Raw genomic sequence first — 21,509 nt, 5'->3', positions numbered from 1 at the left:
ACTCGGGAAATCGCCAGGTCGAGTGGCGTCAATACAAATTCCCGACATCAAGTAGCTCGACCTTGAGGGCGCACTGCGCGGCCGCCCGCCATCCGCTGCGCAGCCTGCACCGGCGGCGTATCCCCCAGCGGCAGCAACCCGGAACCGCGCGCCAGCGACCGCACCAGCGCCGCCTCCCCGAACCGCAGCCGATGTCCGCGCAGCTGCGGCAGCGACCGCACCGGCGCCGGCGTGATCTCCACCGCGGCGCGCACCAGCAGGCGCTGGAGCCAGCGCAACGGTGCGGGAAGAATGGCCGCTTCCATCATGATGCCCAGGAACTCGGCAAGGACATCCGAGCCTTCCAGCCCGGGCGCGGTCCGCGCCAGCATGGCCTCCCACGCCGACCAGGACGCCGGTGCCCCGGTCGCGCCATACAAGCCGGCGGACGCCAGGCCTTCGGCATATACCGCGTCCTTCTCGGCCGCCGATAAAGCCCGGACGTAGCGGTGATACGCCTCGGCGAACCCGAAGCTGGCCGTCGCATGCACCCAGTCCAGCAGCCGCGGATCGTTGGCGCGGTACGCCACGCCGGCGGGCGTCGTTCCCTGCACACGATCGTGCATGCGCACCACGTGGGCGATCATCTTTTCCGCCGCCGGGCGCGGGCCGTAGACCGTCATCATGGCCGCAAAGCCGGTGCGCCGCAGGCGCGTGAGCGGATCGCGCCGGAAGCCGCTGTGGTCCCAGACGCCCGAGCGCACCGAAGGTTCGGCCAGTTCGAGCAGCACCGCCGTCACGCCGCCGACGAACAGCGACACCGGATTGGCGAATACCCGCCAGGAGACGCCGTCCGCCGGCGTCAGGGCCGGCGCGCCGCGCGGCTGGCTGAAGTCGAAGGCCATGCCCGGCGGAGCGCGCATCAGGTCCCGGATCGAATTCAGCAGCATCGCGCTTGCCTATGCCTATGCCTATGCCTATGCCTATGCCTATGCCTACGCCTCTGCGTCCGCCGCGCGGTAGGCACGGTGCTGGGCGAAGCGCTCGAAGGCCTGCGACAGGAAGGCGACCAGGGTACGGATCCGCGCCGACTGATGCTGGTGCTGCGGATAGATCGCATAGATGTCGGCATCGGGCGTCCGGTACTGCGGCAGTACCCGCACCAGGCGGCCGCTTTCCAGGTAGCGCTCGATGTCCCATTCCGCGCGCAGCAGGATGCCGTGGCCGTCGAGCGCCCAATTGACCGCGATCTCGCCGTCGTTGGTGGTCAGGTTGCCGCGCACCTTGACCGCCTCGCCGGGGCCCTTGGTGTCGCGGTCCCTGAACAGGCGCCAGGTGCCGTAGGCCTCGTCGCCCTGGCGGATGCAGATGCAGTTGTGGCGCACCAGGTCCGATGGCGTCAGCGGCTCGCCGCGCGCCGCCAGGTATCTGGGCGAGGCGCACAGCAGGCGCCGGTTCGACGCCAGCTTCTTCGCGATCACGCGCGTGTCGCCCGGCTCGCCGAAGCGGATGCAGACGTCGAACTGGTCCTCGGTCAGCGGCGGCGGGTTCACGGACAGCTGCAGCTGCACGTCGACCTCCGGATACTTCAGCACGTACTGCGAGATCGCCGGCGCGATGTGCAGGCGGCCGAAGCCCAGGGTGGCATTCACCCGCAGCAGGCCCTTGGGCTGGTCTTTCGAGCTGCCCAGCAGCTGGTCGAGGTCGGCGATCTCGCCGAGGATGCGGCGGGCGTGCTCGAACAGGACTTCGCCGTCCGGCGTCAGGCTCATGCGCCGCGTGGTGCGGTTCACCAGCGGCACGCCGACCCGCGCTTCCATCTGCGACAGGCGCTTGCTGACGGCGGCCGTGCTGATGCCGAGTTCGCGCGCCGCGCCGCTCAGGCTGCCGCAGGTGCCCAGCGAGACGAAGAAGCCGAGTTCGGCCGGGTGGATGCCGCTGCTCATTCGATTCTTAACCTGATGTTAAAGACGGATTAAGTCTAGCCAAGATATTTGCTCCCGTCCAGGCCATAGAGTGGCTCTACGTTCATCGACACAGACCCACCAGGAGACAGGAACATGAAAACCTACCAGATCGCTACCATCCCCGGCGACGGCATCGGCAAGGAAGTGGTGCCCGCGGGCCGCCAGGTGCTGGAGGCGCTGGCCGCCGGCAGCAGCAAGTTCAAATTCGCCTTCGAAGATTTCGACTGGGGCGGCGACTACTACCGCAAGCACGGCGTGATGATGCCGGCCGACGGCCTCGACGCCTTGCGCAACAAGGATGCCATCCTGTTCGGCTCGGCCGGCGACCCGGACATCGCCGACCACATCACCCTGTGGGGCCTGCGCCTGAAGATCTGCCAGGGCTTCGACCAGTACGCCAACGTGCGCCCGACCCGCATCCTGCCCGGCATCGACGGTCCGCTGAAGCGCTGCGCGCCGCAGGACCTGAACTGGGTCATCGTGCGCGAGAACTCGGAAGGCGAGTACTCGGGCGTCGGCGGCCGCGTGCACCAGGGCCACCCGATCGAAGCCGCCACCGACGTCAGCATGATGACCCGCGTCGGCGTCGAGCGCATCCTGCGCTTCGCTTTCAAGCTCGCGCAGTCCCGGCCGCGCAAGCAGCTGACCGTCATCACCAAGAGCAATGCCCAGCGCCATGCGATGGTGATGTGGGACGAAGTCGCCCTGGAGGTGGCCAAGGACTTCCCGGACGTGAAGTGGGACAAGGAACTGGTCGATGCCGCCACCGCGCGCATGGTGAACCGCCCGGCGACCCTGGACACCATCGTCGCCACCAACCTGCATGCCGACATCCTCTCCGACCTGGCTGCGGCCCTGGCCGGCAGCCTGGGCATCGCGCCGACCGGCAACATCGATCCGGAGCGCCGCTACCCGTCGATGTTCGAGCCGATCCACGGTTCGGCCTTCGACATCATGGGCAAAGGCCTGGCCAATCCGATCGGCACCTTCTGGTCGGCCGTGATGCTGCTCGAGCACCTGGGCGAGAACGAGGCCGCGCAGCGGCTGATGCAGGCGATCGAGACCGTCACCGCAACCCCCTCGCTGCACACCCGCGACCTGGGCGGCACGGCCACCACGGCGGACGTCACCAGGGCCGTGTGCGACATCCTCGACGGCAGCCAGGAGCGTGCCGCGGCCTGAGACGGTTTCCCCTGGCGTCCCCAAAGCCGCAAAGAGCAGGGGGACCGAAAGCAGACCACATAAAGGAGACATCATGAAGACTTTCTTCGGACGGCTATACGTCCAGGTCCTGATCGGCGTCATCGCAGGCGGCCTGCTCGGCTACCTGTATCCCAAGCTCGGCACCGACCTGAAACCGCTGGGCGACCTCTTCATCCGGCTGATCAAGATGGTGTTCGCACCGGTCATCTTCGCGATGGTGGTGCTCGGCATCGCCAAGATGGAGAGCCTGAAGGAACTGGGGCGCGTGGGTGCACGCGCCCTGATCTATTTCGAACTCATGTCCACCTTCGCGCTGCTGCTCGGCCTGATCGTCGTGAACGTGGTCCAGCCCGGCGCCGGCATGAACGTCGACCCGGCCCACCTCGACACCAAGGCCATCAGCAACTACACGGCGGCGGCCGCGAAATCGACCGGCTTCGTGGACTTCGTGCTGAACATGGTGCCGACCAGCGCCATCGATGCCCTCGCCAGGAACGACATCCTGCAGATCCTGGTGTTCGGCACCATGTTCGGCATTGCGCTGTCGCGCATGGGCCGCCACGCCAAGCCGGTGGTCGACATCCTGGAAGCCTTCAATACCGGCATGTTCATGGTGCTCGGCATGGTCATGCGGATCGCGCCGATCGCCGCCTTCGGCGCCATCGCCTTCACGGTCGGCAAATACGGCCTGGCCTCGCTGCTGTCGCTCGGCCAGCTGATGGGTTCCATGTACCTGACCTGCGCCGCCTTCGTGTTCGTGGTGCTGGGCGTGGTCGCCCGCATCTGCGGCTTCAGCATCTGGAAATTCCTGCGCTTCATCCGCGAAGAGATCTTCACCGTGCTCGGTACCAGCTCGTCCGAGTCCGTGGTCCCGCAGCTGATGAAAAAGCTGGAATACCTGGGCGTGTCGAAGCCGGTGGTGGGCCTGGTGGTGCCGTCCGGCGTCACCTTCAATCCCGACGGCCAGTGCATCTACTACACCATGGCCGCGATCTTCATCGCCCAGGCCACCAACACGCCGCTGTCGCTGATGGACCAACTGGTCGTGCTGGGCGTCCTGATGATCACCTCGAAGGGCTCGGCGGGTGTTACCGGTTCCGGCTTCATCACCCTGGCCGCGACCCTGGCCTCGATGGGCAAGATCCCGGTGTCCGGCATGGTGCTGCTGCTTGGCGTGGACCGCTTCATGTCCGAGGCGCGCGCCATCACCAACACGATCGGCAACGGCGTCGGCACCCTGGTGGTCGCACGCTGGGTCGGCGCGGTCGACCGCGCCCGCATGAACCGCATCCTGGACGGCGAGGAACCGGCGCCGGAACAGGAAGGCCTGGTCGCCCCGCACGGTCACGAGGACCGCGAGGAGGTCGCGGTCGGCCTGGTGAAACCGCAGAAGGTATCGGCCTGAGACCATGGACGCGAAAGCACTACTGAAGGCGATGTTCGACGCCGCCATCGCCGCGGCCCAGCCGGACAAATGCGTCGCGCCCCATCTGCCCGCCGCGCCGCGCGGCCGGCTGGTGGTGATCGGGGCGGGCAAGGCCTCGGCGGCGATGGCGCGGGCGGTCGAACGCGCCTGGCCGGGCAAGCTGGAAGGCCTGGTCGTCACGCGCTACGGCTATGCGGTGCCCTGCGAACGCATCGAGATCGTCGAGGCGGCGCATCCGGTGCCCGACGCCGCCGGAGAGAAAGCGGCGCGACGCATGCTGGAGCTGGTGAGCGGCCTGCATGCGGACGACACGGTGCTGTGCCTGGTCTCCGGCGGCGGCTCGTCCCTGCTGCCGTTGCCGCTGCCGGGCATCACGCTCGAAGACAAGCAGCTCGTGAACCGCGCGCTGCTGGCCTCCGGCGCCAGCATCGGCGAGATGAATTGCGTGCGGCGCCACCTCTCCGCCATCAAGGGCGGCAGGCTGGCCGCCGCCTGCCATCCGGCCAAGGTCGTGACCCTGCTGATCTCGGACGTGCCGGGCGACGAAGCCTGCGACATCGCCTCCGGTCCGACGGTCGCCGATCCGAGCACCTGCGCGGATGCCCTCGACATCGTGCGCCGCTACGGCATCGCGCTGCCGGGCAGGGTGCGCGAGGTGCTGGAGAGCGGGGCAGGGGAGTCGGTCAAGCCGGGCGATGTTCGCCTGGCCGGCAACGAGGTCCGCTTCATCGCCACCCCGCAGATGGCGCTGGAAGCCGCGGCCCGCGTGGCCGAGCAGGCCGGCATTGCGGTGCACATCCTCGGCGACAGCCTGGAAGGCGAAGCCCGCGACGTCGGCAAGGTCATGGCCGGCATGGCGCTGCAGGTGGCGCGGCGCGCCCAGCCCTTCAGGCCACCCTGCATCCTGCTGTCCGGCGGCGAGACCACGGTGACGGTGCGGGGAGATGGGCGCGGCGGGCGCAATGTCGAATTCCTGCTCTCGGCGGCGATCGCCCTGCGCGGCGAGCCCGGCGTGTACGGCCTGGCCGGCGATACCGACGGCGTCGACGGCCAGGAGGAGATCGCCGGCGCCTGCTTCTCGCCAGAGACCCTGAAGCGCGCCTTCGACCGCGAGATCCGTCCCATGCAGAGCCTGGAGCGCAACGACGGCCACGGCTTCTTCCAGGCGCTCGGCGATGCCATCGTCACCGGCCCCACGCTCACCAATGTGAACGACTTCCGCGCCATCCTGGTGCTGGAACCTCCCGAAGCTTAAACCTGGACCTGGATCTCGCCGAAGAAGCCCAGCTGCAGGCTGCTGGCGATGCGGTTGGCGACGACGACCGCCTCGGCGGAATCCTCGGTGCCGAACACTTCGATCGCGGTCATCCTGAACAGGGTGAGCCAGCGGACGAAGTGTTCGCGCCCGATGCCGCTGAGGGCCATGTGCTTGCCGAAGACATTGCCCTGGAATTCGCCGGTATCGAGCAGGACCTTGGTCCAGAAGCCAACCATGCGCGGCATGTGTTCGTGCCAGTGGCCGGCCAGCTTCTCTTCGAAGACGGGACCCAGCACGGCGTCTTCCCGGACCCGGGCATAGAAAGTATCGACCAGCTGGACGATGGTCGACGGTGTGATGGCGGCGCAGGTGTTCATGGTGCGCTCATACGAGGTTCGTGGGTGTGCCGGCCGCCCAGGCGTCGATGTTATCGACCAGCATGTCGGCGAGCGTCTGCATGGCGCCGCCGCTGGCCCAGGCCACGTGCGGGGTCAGCACGAAGTTCGGCAGGTTCAGTGCGAGGAGCGGGTTGTCCGGCGCAGGCGGTTCCTTGCTCAGGACGTCGAAGCCGGCGCCGCCGATGACGCCGTTCCTGAGCGCCTCGGCCAGCGCGGCTTCGTCCACCAGGCCGCCGCGCGCGGTGTTGATCAGGATGGCGTTCTTCTTCATCGACGCCAGCTCGGCCGCGCCGATCATGTGGCGGGTCTGCTCGGTCAGCGGCAGGTGCAGGCTGATCACGTCGCTGGTGGACAGCAGCTCGGACAGCGGCAGCTGTACCACGTCGCCGTCGCCGACGGGCGAGCGCGACGCCACGGCGATCTGCATGCCGAAGGCGCGGCCGATCTGCGCCACGCGGCGCCCCAGCGCGCCATAGCCGACGATGCCGAGACGGCTGCCGGCGAGGTCGCCGATCGGGTGGTCGAGCAGGCAGAAGCGCGTCGAGCTTTCCCAGCGTCCGGCGGCGACGTCCGCGGCATAGGCCAGCAGGTTGCGCCGCACGGCCAGCATCAGGGCGAAGCAGTGTTCCGGCACCGACACCACCGAGTAATTCCGGATATTGCAGACCGCGATGCCGCGCTCGCGGCAGGCGGCGAGGTCGACGTTGTCGGTCCCGGTCGCAGCCACGGCCACCAGTTTCAGGTCCGGCAGCCGGGCGATCGCATCCGCGCGGATCGGCACCTTGTTGGTGATCGCGACCGTCGCCCCGCGCAGGCGTTCGACGACTTCCTGCCGGGCCGTGGCCGGATAGTCCTGCCAGGCGTGTTCGAAGGCGGGTGGACGGACATCGGCGATCAGGCTGTCGCGGTCGAGAAAGACGATCTTGTGCATGGCGGAATCTCAGTCAGGGGAAGCGCCATTGTAGTGCGCAGACGAAAAAAAGGCAGGACGCGGTGCATCCTGCCTTTCGAAGTGATGGGGCTTGAGCCGCTTGGCTTAGTGCGCTGCCGTGTCGGCTTTCTGGTCTGCGTGAGCTGCAGCCTTGTCGGCAGCTGCGTCCGCTTTGGCCTTTGCGGCCTTCTTGTGTGCTTTTGCCTTGGTCTTGGCGGCGTCGGCCTTGGCGACGGCGACGTCCGAATTGGCCTCGGCTGCCTTCTTCTCTACCTTGGCATCTGCCTTGGCTGCCGCTTTCTCTTCCTTGGCTTCGGCCTTGACGACATTCTTGTCGGCTTTTGCATCGGCCTTGGCGGCATGGGTGGTTGCCGGCGCCGGTGCCGTAGCGGTCGACTGGGCGGCAAATGCCGAGGTAGCAAACAGACCTGCGATCAGGGTAGCGACGATTTTGCTCATGGCGATGTTTCCTTCAGTATTGTCTTAGAAATTGTGGGACATTCCCGGGTGCTACTGATCCCTCAACGTCCCTGCACGCCGGCCAGTTGACGCCTTTTTACATGTTCTTACAAATAGCTATCAGTTTTCGGTCCGCGCTCCGGCGAGCCGGGCGATCGCCGCCAGCGTGGTCTGGGCCGCGTTCAGGCCCAGCAGGAAGTCCTTGTCGCTGAAGGTCGATACCAGGTCGGTCGGCTGGTGCCAGTGCGGGTTCCAGCCGGCGCCGATCTGCTGGCCGCGCTCGTTCTCGCGCAGCGAGATCGACGGCACCAGGTCCATGAAAGGGGTCGAGTCCGTATTCGTCATGTGCGGGCCGACGGCGGCCGGGTAGTCGCTGGCGTACTTGTCGTTCGCGGCGCGGAAGGCCCAGGCCAGCTTCTGCGAGCCTTCGGCCTGGCGCGAATTCGCCTGGAACTCGATGTTGACGTCGGCTTCGCGGCGCTGCTCCGGCGGCGGTGCCGCGACCGTCTTGCCGCTGGCGTCCGTGCGCGGAACCGGCATGCCGTGGTCGAACATCATCATGTCGTGCTGGATCATGCCCAGCCAGCGCGGTTCCGGATAGCGGCCCGAACCCTTGGGCGATTCGATCCCCTGCAGGTCCTTGCGCTGGGCTACATAGGCCGAGGCGCCGTTCAGGCCGGTCTCCTCGTTATTCCACAGCGCAAAGCGGATGCTGCGCTCGGTGGTAACGCCGGGCGCGTTGAGGATCCGCGCCAGTTCCATCACCAGCGCCGTGCCGGAGGCGTCGTCGTTGGCCGCTTCGCCGAAGCCGAGGCCATCCATGTGGGCGGCCACGATATACATCTCGTCGGGCCGGCTGCTGCCGACCTTGGTGCAATAGACCTCTTCGCGCGGGCCGCCTTTCGGGTCCGGCTGCTCGGCGTTGAGGGCACGCAGGCGCTCGTCCGGCTGGGCCATCGGATCCTGGTTGACGCCGGTGGGCGCGCGGGTGCCGAACAGGGTGCTGCCGCCCTGGCCGGCCGGGCCGCCGCGGCCGCCTCCCGTCGCCGCCGGACGCGGGCTGCCCGGCGGACGCGGCGCCGGCGGCGTGTAGACGTAATGGATGCGCTCGGTGGCGCAGCCGTAGGACTTCAGCTGGGATTCGATCCAGTCGATCGCCTTGCGGTTGCGTTCGGTGCCCTGTTTGCGGTCGCCGAAGCGGGCCAGGCCGCGAATGGTCTCCTTGTAGCGCTCGAGGTCGAGCTGGCCGACCAGGCGGGCGACCGGGTCTTGAGCGGCCGCGGCAGGCGCCGCTGCGGCGGATTGGGCCAGCGCGGTGGGCAGGGCCAGCGCGAGGGCGGCGAAGACGGCGGCGGGGAGAAGCAGGGCGGAAGGTTTCACAAGACCTCTTTAAGCGATTCGGGTGGAAGCTCGACTATATGCGATGCGCACGATTGATGCTTGTTTGACATTGCAAATTATTCAAAGGATACTCATCCAGCATTTCCACCAACCAAGAAAATCAACGAGACCGTGAAGACCACCACCTCCATCGCCATCCTTTCCGCGGCCGCGCTGGCCGCGTCCGCGCATGCCGCCCCGGCCGCGAACGCCGCCGTAAAACCCGCGGTGCCCGCCAGCCAGGCCGTGCAGATCGAAGCCTCCCACCTGTCGCACGACGTCAAGGTGCTGTCCTCGGACGAGTTCGAAGGCCGCGGTCCGAACACGCCGGGCGAAGCCAAGACCGTCGCCTACCTGATCAACCAGTTCGAGGCGGCCGGCCTGAAGCCGGGCGGCGACCTGGTCGACGGCAAGCGCGGCTGGACCCAGGACGTGCCGCTGGGCCGCTTCGAGATCAAGGGGCCGGTCGAGGTCAGCGTCAAGGGCGGCGGCAAGGAAGAAACCCTCGCCCAGGGCGAGCAGATCGCCGTGCGCGCCTCGATGACGGGTGCAAAAGGCGTGGAATTCAGGGATGCGCCGCTGGTCTTCGTCGGCTACGGCGTGACCGCACCGGAGCGCAAGTGGGACGACTTCAAGGGTCAGGACCTGAAGGGCAAGCTGGCCGTGGTGCTGATCAACGATCCGGACTTCGAGCTTGGGAAAGGCGAGTTCGGCGGCAAGGCCATGAGCTATTACGGCCGCTGGACCTACAAGTTCGAAGAGATGGCGCGCCGCGGCGCCCTCGGCACCATCATCGTCCACGAGACCGCGCCGGCCTCCTACGGCTGGGCGACGGTGAAAAACTCGAATACCAACGTCATGTACGACGTGGTGCGCAAGAATCCGGGCGAATCGCATGCGCCGGTCGAGGCCTGGATCCAGCGCGATGTCGCCATCGACCTGTTCAGGCGCGCCGGCCTGGACTTCGACAAACTGAAGAAGTCGGCCGCCTCGCGCAGCTTCAAGCCGGTCGAGCTGACCGGCGTCTCGATGTCGGGCAAATACGCCGTCGATGCCCAGGTAATCACCTCGAAGAACGTGGTCGCGCTGCGCGAAGGCAGCCGGCATCCGGACCAGGTCGTGATCTACAGCGGCCACTGGGACCATCTCGGCATCGGCCTGCCGGACGCGAAGGGCGACAGGATCTACAACGGCGCGGTCGATAACGCGACCGGCATCGCGGCCCTGCTGGAGCTGGCGCGCGTGTACGCCGCCGCGCCGGCACCCCAGCGCAGCGTGGTGTTCCTGGCGGTGACGGCCGAGGAGAAAGGCTTGCTGGGCTCCGAATACTATGCCTCGAATCCGGTGTATCCGCTGGCGAAGACGGTCGGCGTGATCAATATGGACGCCCTCGACCCGCACGGCAAGGCGAAGGACTTCACGATCTCGGGCAGCGCCAGGCTGGAGCTGCTGGACCGCCTGAAGGCCAAGGCCAGGCTGGCCGGGCTGGGCTACTCGCCGGATCCGAAGCCGGAAGCCGGCCACTTCTTCCGCTCCGACCACTTCCCCTTCGCCAAGCGCGGCGTGCCGGCGATCTCCTTCGGCTCGGGCGAGCACTGGGAGCAGGGCGGCGCCGCCGCCGGCAAGAAGGAAGCGGAGCGCTACGTCAAGGAGAACTACCACCAGCCGTCCGACGAATGGCGTCCGGAGTGGACCTTCGAAGGCATGGCGCGCGACCTCGGCATCCTGTATGCGGTGGGCCGCGAACTGGCCGATTCGAACGCCTGGCCGAACTGGGCCAAGGACTCGGAGTTCCGCGCGGCGCGCGACCAGAGCGCATCCGAGCGGAAATAAGCGCTCGAATGAGCAGCGCCGGCGACGGTTAGCTGCCGTACAGTCGCGCCCGTGGCATTGCAGTACATTGAGCAATATTGCTGCTGATGTACAGGTGATGCCATGCCCGACGCACTCAAGGAATACAAGGCCAAGCGGAATTTTTCGATCACGTCGGAACCCGCGGAAGGGGGCGACGCCAGCACCGGCGGGCTCACCTTCGTGATCCAGAAACACTGGGCCACCAGGCTGCACTACGATTTCCGTCTCGAACTCGACGGCACCATGAAGAGCTGGGCCGTCCCCAAGGGCCCCAGCTACGACAGCCACGACAAACGCATGGCCGTGCACGTCGAGGACCACCCGATCTCCTATTCCGATTTCGAAGGCACGATCCCGCCCAAGCAGTACGGCGCGGGCGAGGTCATCGTCTGGGACAAGGGCACCTGGGAGCCGATCGGCGACCCGCGCAAGGGCTATGCCAAGGGCGAGATCAAGTTCGAGATGCATGGCCATAAAATGCATGGACGCTGGGTGCTGGTGCGCCTGCGCGGCCACGAGGATGACAAGCAGGAGCCCTGGCTGCTGATCAAGGAGAACGACGAGTACATGCGGCCGGCCTCCGAATTCTCGGTGGTCGACGAGATGCCGGACAGCGTCAAGGACTTGCCGATGCCGGGCGCGCCCGGGGACCGGGATGCGGCGCGCGCCAAGGTGGCCAAGTTGAAGGCGGAGGCCAAACCGCCGAAGAAGGCGGCTGCGACATCGGCGGCGGCCAAACCCGCGGCAAAGACCACGCGGCGCGGCGCCATGCCCGAGGGCGCGGTCAAGGCCGAGCTGCCGGAAACCATGAATGCCGAACTGGCGACCCTGGTCGACGGCCCACCCGAACGGCCCGAGGAATGGATCTTCGAGATCAAGTTCGACGGCTACCGCATGCTGACCCGCGTCGCCGACAAAGGCAGGGACATCCGCCTGATCACCCGCAACGGCAACGACTGGACCGACAAGCTGAAGCCGCTGCGCGACGAGATCAAGCGCATGAAGCTGCCGGACGGCTGGTACGACGGCGAGATCGTGGTCCACGACGAAAACGGCAAGCCGAATTTCAACCTGCTGCAGCTGGCCTTCGACGGCTCGAACCGCGCCCAGATCGTCTACTTCATCTTCGACATCCCTTACTTCAAGGGCTACGACCTGCGCAACGTCAGGCTCGACGAACGCCGTCCGCTGCTGCAAGACGTGCTGGCCGAGAAGGCGTCCGACAGCGTGCGCTTCTCCAGCGAATTCGGCACCGATCCCGCCCAGCTGGTGGTGGCCGCCTGCCAGATCGGCCTCGAAGGCGTGATCGGCAAGCGGCGCGACTCGCGCTACGTGAACCGGCGCTCGCCGGAATGGATCAAGCTGAAATGCGGGATGCGCCAGGAATTCGTGATCGGCGGCTATACCGACCCGCAGGGCGCCCGCACCGGCATCGGCTCGCTGCTGCTCGGCTACTATGACGAGAAGGGCGTGCTGCGCTACGCCGGCAATTGCGGCAGCGGCTTCAACGGCGCCTCGCTGCGCCATATGCGCGAGACCCTGGAAGCCATCGCCAGCGACGACAATCCCTTCCCGCCGCGCGCCGTCCCCGGTCGCGGCAACCACTGGGTCAAGCCGACCCTGGTGGCCGAGGTGAGTTTTTCGGAGTGGACGGCGACGAATTCGATTCGCCACCCCGTGTTCCAGGGCCTGCGCAAGGACAAGCCGGCCAGGAGCGTGGTGCGCGAACAGGCCAAACATGTGCAGGAGACTGCGACCATGAAGAGCGAGAAAGCGGCACCGAAAGCGAAAGCCGGACCGGCGGACAGCGGCCTGCCGGCCAAGTTCAAGGTCACCCACGGCGAGCGCGTGATGGACAAGGAGAGCGGCGTCACCAAGCTCGAACTGGTCGAATACTACGCGCTGGTCGGCGAACTGATGATGCCGCACCTGAAGGGCCGCCCGGTCTCGCTGGTGCGCGCGCCGGAGGGCGTGGGCGGCGAGCTGTTCTTCCAGAAGCACGTCGTCGATCCGCGCAAGATGCCCGGCGTCGGCCAGCTCGAGCAGTCCCTCGATCCCGACCATCCGCGCATGACCCGCATCGACACCGTCGAGGGCATCCTGTCCTGCGCCCAATGGAACGTGGTCGAGATCCACAGCCAGAACGCGGTCGAGAAGCGCTACGACACGCCGGACCGCTTCGTGTTCGACCTCGACCCCGGCGAGGGCATCTCGTTCGCGCAAGTGCAGGAAGCGGCCCAGCTGGTGCGCGCCTTCCTGCAGGAGCTGGGCCTGACCCCGTTCCTGAAGACCAGCGGCGGCAAGGCCCTGCACGTGGTGGTGCCGCTCAAGCCCAGGCTCGACTGGGACACCGTGAAGGACTTCTCGCACGCCATCGTGACCCACCTGGCCAAGACCATCCCGGACCGCTTCTCGGACAAGAGCGGCGCCAAGAACCGCGTCGGCCGCATCTTCATCGACTACCTGCGCAACGGCCGCGGTGCGACCACGGTGTCGGCCTGGTCGGCGCGCGTGCGGCCGGGGCTGGGGATTTCGGTGCCGGTGCGCTGGGAGGAGTTGATGGACCTGACGTCGGGGGCGCACTGGACGGTGCGGACCGTCGGGGAGCGGCTGGGGATCGGTAATTCGCCTTGGGAGGATTATGAGGAGAGTGCCGCCACGCTGACCAAGGCGATGAAGGCGCTCGGATTCAAGCCGAAATAGCCGTAGGGCGGGCATGGGGCGCCCACCCTACGTCATGCAGAAGCTTCCTCGCCCGCCTCGGCCTCGGCCTCCTTATGATTCCGCACGATCCCCCGCACATTCATCGCGCACAGGCCCGCCTGCAGCGCAATCAAGGCCCAGGCCGCGTCATGCACGCCCCACGCGATCCACAGCAGGTTGCTGACGATGAAGGTATAGAAGCCGAAAATCCGGCGCCGGGCATGGCGTGCGCCCACCAGGAAGGCGGCCCCCAGGGTGACCGCCATCGCCGGCCATTGCAGGAAATCGATCAGCGTATCCCAATCCACTCAGGCCGCCTTCCTGCGCCTGGCCGGCGCCTTCGCCGCGGCGGGCTTGGTCGCAGTCTTTTTTGCCGCCGGCTTCCGGGCCGCGGTGGCGCGCGGGTGAGCCGTGGAGTGCGAAGGCGTCTTGCGGGCGCGTGGCGGCGGCGAGTCTGAAGTGTCCTGGTCCTCGTCGCTGGACGGCTTGCGCGACTTGCGCGGCGGTGGCTCGTCATCGTCGTCGTCGCCGTCCGCATGCGCCGGCGCCGGCTTCTTGCCCAGGCTGGCCTGCAGCAGCGAGACCAGGTCGATGACGTTGGATTTCTTCGGCTTGTCTTCCTCCGGCTCCGGCATGGTGATGGTCTTGGTCTGGTTGGCCGCGATCTTCTTCTTCACCATCGCCATCACGTCTTCGCGATAGGTGTCGTGGTACTTCTGCGGCTTCCACTTCTCGCTCATGCCTTCGACGAGGGCCTTGGCCATCTGCAGTTCCTTTTCCGTGATCTGGGCCGCCTTCGAGTTCTGGTCGGGGATCTTCAGTTCGTCGGTGGGGCGGATCTCGTCCGGGTAGCGCAGGGTGTTGAGGACGATGGTGTCGCCCACGCACACCAGCGCCGCCAGGTGCTGCTTGACGCGGATGACGACGTTGGCGATGCCGATCTTGCCGACTTCGCGCAGGGTCTCGCGCAGCAGCGCATAGACCTTGTCGCCGCCCTTGCCGGGTGCGAGGTAGTAGGGCTGCTCGTAGTAGATCAGCGGCACCTGCCCGGCGTCGACGAAGGCCAGGATGTCGATGGTCTGGGTCGCTTCCGGATTGGCGCGGCGCAGGTCCTCGTCGGACAGCACCACGTACTCGTCGGTCGCGTATTCATAGCCCTTGATGATGTCGTCCCAGGAGACTTCCTTGCCGGTGTTCTTGTTGTAGCGCTTGAAGCCGATCGGCGAGAAGTCGCGCCGGTCGAGCATGTGCAGGTCCAGGCCGTTGTCGCTGGTTGCCGGGTACAGTTCGACCGGGATATGGACCAGCCCGAAGCTGATCGCCCCTTTCCACATGCTGCGAGCCATTGCAATCTCCTCGAAGGTTTATTCGCCCACCGAGCCGGTAATCGGCAGCACCACGCCCGTCACATAGCCTGAGCACACGTTCGACGCCAGGTAGACGTAGGCCGGCGACAGCTCTTCCGGCTGGGCCGGACGGCCGAAGGTGGTCTGCTGGCCGAACTTGGTGATGTCCTCGGGCGACTGGTCGGCCGGGTTCAGCGGGGTCCACACCGGGCCCGGGGCCACGGCGTTGACGCGGATGCCCTTGTCGAGCAGGTTGGCCGCCAGCGACATCGTGAAGGCGTGGATGGCGCCCTTGGTGGTCGAGTAGTCGAGCAGCTTCTTCGACCCCTTCAGGCCGGTGACGGAACCAGTGTTGACGATCGCGGCGCCGCGCTTCATGTAGGGCAGGCAGGCCTTGGCCATGTGGAAGTAGCCGTAGACGTTGGTCTTCATGGTCTCGTCGAAACGGTCCTCGTCCAGGTCGAGCAGGGACTCGGCATGCTCCTGGAAGGCGGCGTTGTTGACCAGCACGTCCAGGCGGCCGAACCTGGCGACGATCTGGTCGACGGCCTGCTGGCAGAACTCCATGTCCTTGACGTCGCCGGCCACGGTCACGCACTGCTGTCCCTCGGCTTCGATGTAGCGCTGGGTCTCGGCGGCGTCCTCGTGCTCGTTCAGGTAGAGGATGGCGACGTCGGCGCCCTCGCGCGCGAACAGGATCGCGACCGCGCGGCCGATGCCGGAATCGCCGCCGGTGACGATCGCCACCTGGCCGGCCAGCTTGCCGCTGCCCTTGTAGTGCTCGGCCATGAATTTCGGCTTCAGTTCCATCTGGGCTTCGAGTCCCGGCTTGGCCAGGTGCTGGGCCGGAAAGTCGCCGGACGGTTGCTGGACGCCGGTCTGCGCCGGGCCACCCGAGCCCTGGTCGCCTTTCTGCATGCTGCCGTCGTGCTGGTCCTGGCGGTTCTGGATCGCCTTCTGCTTGTTCGCTACATCATCCTGGTTTGCCATGCCGATCTCCTTGTGCATTCGGTAGTACGTCATCCTTCAGTATTCCCGCCGGGTGGCCTCCGCTACCGTGCGCTTCCACACACAGCGCCGCAATTGCTAGGCGAGCATGGTGCTTTGTGGCAAACTTCAGCCCGTAGCACGCTATACCTTCAGCTTTTCCAGGAGTGCAGATGTCGCAGCAGACCGAGCAGGATGCAGGATGGACCGGGATCTACCTGAGCCCGATGGCGCAGCGCCGCGCCGACTTCGCCCAGGCCTGCGGGCCGCTGTTCGCGCGCCTGGACCTGGCCGATAGTCCCGAGGCCGCGCTCGCGCTGCTGGCCGAAGCGCCGCCCCGCCTGCTGATCGTCGACCTCGAACGCTTCGAACCGGGCATCGACCTCGATGCGCTGGGCGGCCTGCTGGCGCGCCGCGGCGGCGCCCCGGTGCTGCTGCTGTGCCCCTTCGACAATGCCCGCTGGCTGCCGCTGCTGAACGAATCCGGACCGGCCGCGTATGCGGTCACGCCGATCGACGCGCCGCGTCTGCAGGCCGCCGTGCGGGCATGCCTGGAGGCGCCCGCCGGTGGCGCCCCGGCCGCCGATGCCGACGCCCTGCGTGCGCTGCTGGCGCTGCGCGCCCGGGTGCAGGCGGCGCTCCAGGAGCGCGAAGAGGAAAGCCTGGCCGAGCGCCTGTGCCGGGCCTTGCTGGCGTGGCCGGGCGTGCTGCACGCCGCCATGTTCCAGCTGCGGAGCGACAACGACCTGCAGCTCGAGGCCGAACTGGGCCGCGGGCCGGCCGCCGGCCTGCGCCTGGCGGCGCTGCTGCAGCGCGGCGAGCGCCTGCTGCAGGCGCCGCTGCGCCATGCCTTCCCGGGCCTGCTGGCCGCCGCCAGCGGCGAACTGGTCCTGCTCGACACCCTCGAACAGGCCGGCGAGCCGGCGCTGGCCGAGACCTTGCGCGCACACGGCGTGGTGCAGGCGCTGGGCATTCCGGTGCCGGCCGACGGTCCCGGCGCCCCGCGCGGCGCGCTGTCGCTGCTGCTCGGCGGCGGCGAGACGCTGGCGCCGGAAGCCTTCGACACGCTGCGCGACTGCGCCGCCATGGCCGCGCTGGGCCAGCGCCAGATCGACATGGACATCGAGAGCGAGCAGCTGCTGGCGCGCCTGACCTATGTGTCGACCATGGACGCCCTGACCGGCGTCGCCAACCGCCGCCACGGCGAGGAGCTGCTCGAGCGCGAGGTGCGGCGCGCGCGCCGCTACCGCACCCCGCTGGCCCTGCTGTCCTTCGACATCGACCGCTTCAAGGTCATCAACGACAGCTATGGACATCCGGTCGGCGACGTGGTCCTGCGCACCGTGGCCGACTGCGTGCGGGCGGTGCTGCGTTCGAGCGACGTGCTGGTGCGCTCGGGCGGCGAGGAATTCCAGGTGGTCGCGCCCCACACCAGCGCCATCGACGGCCTCAAGATGGCCGAGAAGATCCGCCAGGCGGTCGAGCAGGCCGCGATTCCCGGCTGCGACCACGTGACCGTCAGCCTGGGGGTGGCCCAGCTGGGCGAGCAGGAGAGCGCCGATTCCCTGTCCCAGCGCGTGGACGCCGCAATGGCGCGCGCCAAGCGGGCAGGGCGCAACTGCGTCGAACTGGCGATGCAATAGATGCTGGGCTGGTTGAAGGGCTACCGGCGCGCCTGGCTGCCGGGCGACCTGGGCGCGGGTGCCGTCGTCGCCATGATGATGGTCCCGCAGGGCATGGCATACGCGCTGGTGGCCGGCCTGCCGCCGGTGACCGGCCTGTACGCCAGCATCGCGCCGCCGCTGCTGTACGCGCTGTTCGGCACCAGCAGCACGCAATCGGTGGGGCCGATGGCGATCGTCGCGCTGATGACCGCGTCCGCGCTGTCGCCGCTGGCGAGCCATGGCAGCGCGTTGTACGGCGAGCTGGCCGCGCAGCTGGCCCTGCTGTCCGGGCTGGTGCTGCTGGCCTGCGGCCTGCTGCGGCTCGGCTTCCTCGCCAATTTCTTCTCGCGCCCCGTGATGAACGGTTTTACGATCGGCTCCGCGATCGTGATCGCGGCCGGGCAGGTCCGCCCCCTGCTGGGCGCCGCGCCGCCGCACTGGCACGGCCCCAGCGCCGCCCTCGGCCTCGGTTCGCTGGCGCTGCTGATGCTGGCGCGCCGTTACGGCGCCGCCTTGCTGCGGCGCTGCGGCCTGGCGTCGAGTGCCGCCGAGGTCGGGGCGCGCCTGGCGCCGATGGCGCTGGTGGCCGGCGCCATCGCCGTGGTCGCCATCTTCGGGCTCGACCGCATGGGCGTGCGGACCATCGGCCAGGTGCCGGCCGGGCTGCCGCAGCTGAACCTGGCCGTCTCCAGCGCGCACTGGCAGGCGCTGCTCCAGCCGGCCCTGCTGATCGGCTTCATGTGCTTCCTGATCTCGATGTCGGGTGCCCAGACCCTGGCGGCCCGGAAGGGTGAGAAGCTGTCCACCGACGCCGAACTGGTGGGCCTGGGCGTGGCCAATGTCGGCAGCTTCCTGAGCGGCGCCTTTCCCGTCACCGGCGGCCTGTCGCGTTCCGCCGTGAACTTCGCGGCCGGCGCCAATACCCAGCTGGCCGGCGTGACCGCCGCCGCGCTGCTGGGCGCCGCGCTGGTGCTGCCGACCGGCTGGCTGGCCCTGCTGCCGCTGCCGGTGCTGTCGGCCACCATCATCGTCGCCGTGCTCGGCATGCTGGAAACGGCGACCCTGCGTACCGCCTGGCGCTACGACCGCGCCGACGCGCTGGCGCTGCTGGCCACCGCCGGCGGGGTGCTGCTGCTGGGCGTCGAGGCCGGGGTCGTGCTCGGCCTGCTGCTGTCGATGGGTGCGATGATCTGGCGCGAGAGCCGGCCGCATATCGCGGTGCTGGGCCGCATCGCCGGCACCGAACATTTCCGCAACGTCGAGCGCTACGAGGTCGAGATCCGCAGCTGCGTGCTGCTGCTGCGCGTGGATGCCGGCCTGTTCTTCGGCAATGTGGAAGCCGTCCACGCGCGGGTCGAGGAAGAGCTGGCGCAGCATCCGGGCGCCCGCGAGCTGGTGCTGGTGCTGTCGGCCGTGAATGCGATCGACACCTCGGCGCTGTTCGGCCTGCTGGAACTGAATGCGGAACTCGGCCGGCGCGGCGTGCGCCTGCACCTGGCCGAGGTGAAGGGGCCGGTGATGGACCGGCTGAAGGAATCGAGCCTGCTGGACCGCCTCGGCGGCCAGGTCTTCCTGACCACCGCGAAAGCCTGGGACACCCTGTCCGCCAGCGACGAGTCCTGGTCGGTCTGAGCGGACCGATTACCTGCCCGAGGTCTGCCTGCGGGCGTCGTCGGTGCCCGGCTCGGCCAGGCGGATCGGCGCCGCATCCTTCGGATACCTGGCCTGTACGCCTTCGTAGGCCTGGGCGACCGCCGCCATGTCGACGGCTTCGTCGCCGGTCAGGGTCATGGTCTTGGTGACGTCGACGATCTTTTTTCCGTAATCGATGGACACAAGCAGCAGCGGCACCTGGGCCGCCAGGGCGATGCGGTAGAAGCCGCTCTTCCAGTAGGGACGGTAGCTGCGCGTGCCTTCCGGCGTGATCGCCAGCCAGAACCACTTCGATTCCAGCATGTCTTCGGCCAGGCGGCGGATCGCGCCCTGCGGCGCGCTGCGGTCGACGGCCACGCCGCCCCAGTAGCGCATGATGGCGCCCATCGGACCGCGGAACAGCGAATCCTTGGCCAGCCAGCGGAACTGCAGGCCGACCGCCCACTTGGCCAGCAGGCCGACGAAGAAATCGATATTCGAGGTGTGCGGGTAGACCACGGCGATGCCGTGCGGGCCGGGCAGGGGTTTGAAATAGAAATTCCAGCCGATCAGGTTCAGCAGGCGCAGGGCGGTGCGCTGGCCCCAGGTCGGCAGCTGTGCCGGGCGCATCAGGTATTCTTGCATTGTGTCTCTTTCAACCAGGCTTCTTTCATTTCGTCCCGGCAAATAAAGCGGCGATTCTATAGCGGGAGAAAACGCCGGACAAGCGAAAAAACTGGAAGCGTTGTAGCGCCGTCGGTATCATGCCTTGCCTGAGCAACAAGACTCACGCATTGTGCAACCTGGGATTTAACGATGGATATCAAGATTTTTCACAATCAACGCTGCGGCACCTCCCGCACCACGCTCGGCCTGCTGCGCGACGCCGGCCACGAGCCCGAAGTGATCGACTACCTGGCCCATCCGCCGGCACGCGAGCAGTTGAAGGAGATGATCGCAAACGCCGGCCTGTCGGTGCGCGAGTCGGTGCGCAGCAAGGAGGCGCGCTACGCCGAGCTAGGCCTGGACGGCGCCGACGACGAGGCCCTGCTGGACGCCATGGTGGCGAATCCGGTGTTGATCAACCGGCCGTTCGTGATCACGCCGAAGGGTGTGCGCCTGTGCCGGCCATCGGAACTGGTGAACGAGATTTTATAAGCTGTTCAGTGCTGGCAGGCGCCGATATCGACCGCGTCCGCCGGCCCGCGCAGCTTGCCGCAGAAGTCGGGCCCGTCGGCGCCATGCTCGAGGCCCTTGCCTATTGCCGGTGAGTCCGCCGCCAGGCGGAAGTCCGGCGTACCGCTGCGTGAATAGGCGATGAAGCCGGGCGCCGCGGCGACCGTGCCGACCGGGCGCATGCCCTCGGCCAGGCGCCAGTCCGCCCCGCGGTTGCCGAACACCAGGTTGTTGCGGTAGCTGTTGTGCTTGCCCGTCGCGCCCTCTTCGGAAATGCCGTAGCGGTTGTCGAACACGATGTTGTTGAACACGTGGGTATGGTCGTTCGGCCCCTTGCTGTGATAAAAGTCGCCGCCGCCGACCAGGATGCCGGTGTTCGACGCCGTGACCGTGTTGTTGACGACCACCACCCGGTTGGCGTCGTGCCACAGGTGGATGCCGGCCTCGGTCACGCGGTAGACGATGTTGTTGCGCACCGTGCCCGTAGTGCTCATGGCGATACCGTGCACGTAGCGGCAGCCTGGCGGGCCGATGTCGTGCACGCTGTTGCTGGCCACTTCCGAAAACATTCCCTTGTAATAACTGTCGACGGCGATGCCGGCCCCGCCCTTGCTGGTGCAGGGCTGGGCGGTGGCGATGTGGTGCACGTGGTTGGCGGCGATGCGGTTGTAGGAAGCGGCGCTGTAGATGCCGGTGGTCCAGGCTTGGCCGGCAACGTGGGCCGAACCGTCGACCTCGAAGCCGAGGATGTCGACATAGCTGGCGCGGTTGTCCCAGGCCACCGCGTGCCGCGACACCGGCGGCGGCACCAGGCGGGCCTGCCAGCGTTCGGTCGAGCGGAACACGATGCGCGCATTGGCCAGGCCGTTGATGCTGGTGCGGAAGCCGCCCTGGTAGGTGCCGGGCAGGACATTGACCGTGGTGCCGGGCGTGACCAGCTGGGCCGCGCGCGCCAGCGAACGCAGCGGAGCCGTGGGCGTGCCGGGATTGCTGTCCAGGCCGTCCGGCGCGACGTAGAGCTCGGTCGGCACGATCTGGGGCGTGACCGTCACCGGATGGTTGTCCTTGACGGTGCAGCCGCCCACGGCGAGGAGTGCAAGGAAGTAAATGAGGCGCGTCAGTGTCATGGTCGCAAGGCATGGGCTT

Annotated in this window: 19 protein-coding genes; 8 read left to right on the top strand and 11 right to left on the bottom strand. The window is 67.6% G+C overall.

The window, feature by feature from the left end:
- Positions 1-47: 47 nt before the first annotated feature.
- Together AC1DOQ_RS12800 and AC1DOQ_RS12795 are read right to left on the bottom strand one after the other, a co-directional pair.
- Complete coding sequence (locus AC1DOQ_RS12800) at positions 48-902, bottom strand: oxygenase MpaB family protein (protein ID WP_477364263.1); 855 nt, start codon at positions 900-902, stop codon at positions 48-50.
- 72 nt (positions 903-974) lie between these two features.
- The gene (locus tag AC1DOQ_RS12795) at positions 975-1,925 is read right to left on the bottom strand and encodes a LysR family transcriptional regulator (RefSeq protein ID WP_477364260.1); all 951 of its coding nucleotides are present in this window, start codon (positions 1,923-1,925) and stop codon (positions 975-977) included.
- Positions 1,926-2,039: 114 nt separating this feature from the next.
- Between AC1DOQ_RS12795 and AC1DOQ_RS12790 the strand changes: the two genes are divergently transcribed.
- From AC1DOQ_RS12790 to AC1DOQ_RS12780, 3 genes are all read left to right on the top strand, one after another.
- Positions 2,040-3,128, top strand: coding sequence for a tartrate dehydrogenase (locus AC1DOQ_RS12790; RefSeq protein ID WP_477364257.1), 1,089 nt, complete (start codon positions 2,040-2,042; stop codon positions 3,126-3,128).
- Positions 3,129-3,201: 73 nt separating this feature from the next.
- Positions 3,202-4,554 carry a dicarboxylate/amino acid:cation symporter gene (locus AC1DOQ_RS12785; RefSeq protein ID WP_477364254.1) on the top strand — a complete coding sequence of 451 codons (1,353 nt, stop codon included), beginning with the start codon at positions 3,202-3,204 and terminating at the stop codon, positions 4,552-4,554.
- Positions 4,555-4,558: 4 nt separating this feature from the next.
- On the top strand, positions 4,559-5,830 hold the full coding sequence (locus AC1DOQ_RS12780; protein ID WP_477364251.1) for a glycerate kinase type-2 family protein: 1,272 nt from the start codon (positions 4,559-4,561) through the stop codon (positions 5,828-5,830).
- Here AC1DOQ_RS12780 and AC1DOQ_RS12775 read toward each other — a convergent pair.
- From AC1DOQ_RS12775 to AC1DOQ_RS12760, 4 genes are all read right to left on the bottom strand, one after another.
- Complete coding sequence (locus tag AC1DOQ_RS12775; RefSeq protein WP_477364248.1) at positions 5,827-6,210, bottom strand: group III truncated hemoglobin; 384 nt, start codon at positions 6,208-6,210, stop codon at positions 5,827-5,829. The genes AC1DOQ_RS12780 and AC1DOQ_RS12775 overlap by 4 nt on opposite strands.
- A gap of 7 nt (positions 6,211-6,217) precedes the next feature.
- Positions 6,218-7,162 carry a D-2-hydroxyacid dehydrogenase gene (locus AC1DOQ_RS12770; RefSeq protein WP_477364246.1) on the bottom strand — a complete coding sequence of 315 codons (945 nt, stop codon included), beginning with the start codon at positions 7,160-7,162 and terminating at the stop codon, positions 6,218-6,220.
- A 105-nt stretch (positions 7,163-7,267) separates the two neighbouring features.
- Complete coding sequence (locus tag AC1DOQ_RS12765) at positions 7,268-7,621, bottom strand: hypothetical protein (RefSeq protein WP_477364243.1); 354 nt, start codon at positions 7,619-7,621, stop codon at positions 7,268-7,270.
- Positions 7,622-7,741: 120 nt separating this feature from the next.
- Positions 7,742-9,001, bottom strand: coding sequence for a M28 family peptidase (locus tag AC1DOQ_RS12760; RefSeq protein WP_477364240.1), 1,260 nt, complete (start codon positions 8,999-9,001; stop codon positions 7,742-7,744).
- A 132-nt stretch (positions 9,002-9,133) separates the two neighbouring features.
- On the opposite strand from AC1DOQ_RS12760, the gene AC1DOQ_RS12755 reads away from it, so the two are divergent.
- Positions 9,134-10,834 carry a M28 family metallopeptidase gene (locus AC1DOQ_RS12755; RefSeq protein WP_477364237.1) on the top strand — a complete coding sequence of 567 codons (1,701 nt, stop codon included), beginning with the start codon at positions 9,134-9,136 and terminating at the stop codon, positions 10,832-10,834.
- Positions 10,835-10,936: 102 nt separating this feature from the next.
- Positions 10,937-13,558: a DNA ligase D gene (ligD, locus tag AC1DOQ_RS12750; protein WP_477364234.1), complete on the top strand. Its 2,622-nt coding sequence runs from the start codon at positions 10,937-10,939 to the stop codon at positions 13,556-13,558.
- Positions 13,559-13,590: 32 nt separating this feature from the next.
- Here ligD and AC1DOQ_RS12745 read toward each other — a convergent pair whose 3' ends face one another.
- From AC1DOQ_RS12745 to AC1DOQ_RS12735, 3 genes are read right to left on the bottom strand one after another with little or no spacing between them, the layout of a single operon-like run.
- Positions 13,591-13,866: a hypothetical protein gene (locus tag AC1DOQ_RS12745; protein ID WP_477364231.1), complete on the bottom strand. Its 276-nt coding sequence runs from the start codon at positions 13,864-13,866 to the stop codon at positions 13,591-13,593.
- On the bottom strand, positions 13,867-14,904 hold the full coding sequence (gene ku / locus AC1DOQ_RS12740; protein WP_477364228.1) for a non-homologous end joining protein Ku: 1,038 nt from the start codon (positions 14,902-14,904) through the stop codon (positions 13,867-13,869).
- Positions 14,905-14,922: 18 nt separating this feature from the next.
- A complete protein-coding gene (locus AC1DOQ_RS12735; protein WP_477364225.1) occupies positions 14,923-15,894 on the bottom strand; it encodes an SDR family oxidoreductase in 972 nt (323 codons plus the stop codon).
- 170 nt (positions 15,895-16,064) lie between these two features.
- On the opposite strand from AC1DOQ_RS12735, the gene AC1DOQ_RS12730 reads away from it, so the two are divergent.
- A complete protein-coding gene (locus tag AC1DOQ_RS12730) occupies positions 16,065-17,534 on the top strand; it encodes a GGDEF domain-containing protein (protein WP_477364222.1) in 1,470 nt (489 codons plus the stop codon).
- Entirely contained in the window at positions 17,535-19,187 is a 1,653-nt protein-coding gene (locus AC1DOQ_RS12725; protein ID WP_477364219.1) for a SulP family inorganic anion transporter, read from the top strand.
- 9 nt (positions 19,188-19,196) lie between these two features.
- Here AC1DOQ_RS12725 and AC1DOQ_RS12720 read toward each other — a convergent pair whose 3' ends face one another.
- Positions 19,197-19,832 carry a 1-acyl-sn-glycerol-3-phosphate acyltransferase gene (locus tag AC1DOQ_RS12720; protein ID WP_477364215.1) on the bottom strand — a complete coding sequence of 212 codons (636 nt, stop codon included), beginning with the start codon at positions 19,830-19,832 and terminating at the stop codon, positions 19,197-19,199.
- Positions 19,833-20,003: 171 nt separating this feature from the next.
- Between AC1DOQ_RS12720 and arsC the strand changes: the two genes are divergently transcribed.
- Positions 20,004-20,345, top strand: a complete 342-nt coding sequence (gene arsC, locus AC1DOQ_RS12715; protein ID WP_477364212.1) for an arsenate reductase (glutaredoxin) — start codon at positions 20,004-20,006, stop codon at positions 20,343-20,345.
- Between the two features lie 5 nt (positions 20,346-20,350).
- Here arsC and AC1DOQ_RS12710 read toward each other — a convergent pair whose 3' ends face one another.
- A complete protein-coding gene (locus AC1DOQ_RS12710; RefSeq protein ID WP_477364209.1) occupies positions 20,351-21,490 on the bottom strand; it encodes a DUF1565 domain-containing protein in 1,140 nt (379 codons plus the stop codon).
- Positions 21,491-21,509: the final 19 nt, after the last annotated feature.

The organism is Massilia sp. 01N417 (assembly GCF_056399645.1).
The sequence above is the reverse complement of the archived record's forward strand: the minus strand, read 5'-3'. Positions and strand labels throughout refer to the sequence as shown.

Bases quoted from the DNA above. Each gene is read 5' to 3' on its own strand.
- AC1DOQ_RS12800 (WP_477364263.1), bottom strand. From the start codon at position 902: ATGCGCGCTCCGCCGGGCATGGCCTTCGACTTCAGCCAGCCGCGCGGC.
- AC1DOQ_RS12795 (WP_477364260.1), bottom strand. From the start codon at position 1,925: ATGAGCAGCGGCATCCACCCGGCCGAACTCGGCTTCTTCGTCTCGCTG.
- AC1DOQ_RS12790 (WP_477364257.1), top strand. From the start codon at position 2,040: ATGAAAACCTACCAGATCGCTACCATCCCCGGCGACGGCATCGGCAAG.
- AC1DOQ_RS12785 (WP_477364254.1), top strand. From the start codon at position 3,202: ATGAAGACTTTCTTCGGACGGCTATACGTCCAGGTCCTGATCGGCGTC.
- AC1DOQ_RS12780 (WP_477364251.1), top strand. From the start codon at position 4,559: ATGGACGCGAAAGCACTACTGAAGGCGATGTTCGACGCCGCCATCGCC.
- AC1DOQ_RS12775 (WP_477364248.1), bottom strand. From the start codon at position 6,210: ATGAACACCTGCGCCGCCATCACACCGTCGACCATCGTCCAGCTGGTC.
- AC1DOQ_RS12770 (WP_477364246.1), bottom strand. From the start codon at position 7,162: ATGCACAAGATCGTCTTTCTCGACCGCGACAGCCTGATCGCCGATGTC.
- AC1DOQ_RS12765 (WP_477364243.1), bottom strand. From the start codon at position 7,621: ATGAGCAAAATCGTCGCTACCCTGATCGCAGGTCTGTTTGCTACCTCG.
- ligD (WP_477364234.1), top strand. From the start codon at position 10,937: ATGCCCGACGCACTCAAGGAATACAAGGCCAAGCGGAATTTTTCGATC.
- ku (WP_477364228.1), bottom strand. From the start codon at position 14,904: ATGGCTCGCAGCATGTGGAAAGGGGCGATCAGCTTCGGGCTGGTCCAT.
- AC1DOQ_RS12735 (WP_477364225.1), bottom strand. From the start codon at position 15,894: ATGGCAAACCAGGATGATGTAGCGAACAAGCAGAAGGCGATCCAGAAC.
- AC1DOQ_RS12730 (WP_477364222.1), top strand. From the start codon at position 16,065: ATGTCGCAGCAGACCGAGCAGGATGCAGGATGGACCGGGATCTACCTG.
- AC1DOQ_RS12725 (WP_477364219.1), top strand. From the start codon at position 17,535: ATGCTGGGCTGGTTGAAGGGCTACCGGCGCGCCTGGCTGCCGGGCGAC.
- AC1DOQ_RS12720 (WP_477364215.1), bottom strand. From the start codon at position 19,832: ATGCAAGAATACCTGATGCGCCCGGCACAGCTGCCGACCTGGGGCCAG.
- arsC (WP_477364212.1), top strand. From the start codon at position 20,004: ATGGATATCAAGATTTTTCACAATCAACGCTGCGGCACCTCCCGCACC.
- AC1DOQ_RS12710 (WP_477364209.1), bottom strand. From the start codon at position 21,490: ATGACACTGACGCGCCTCATTTACTTCCTTGCACTCCTCGCCGTGGGC.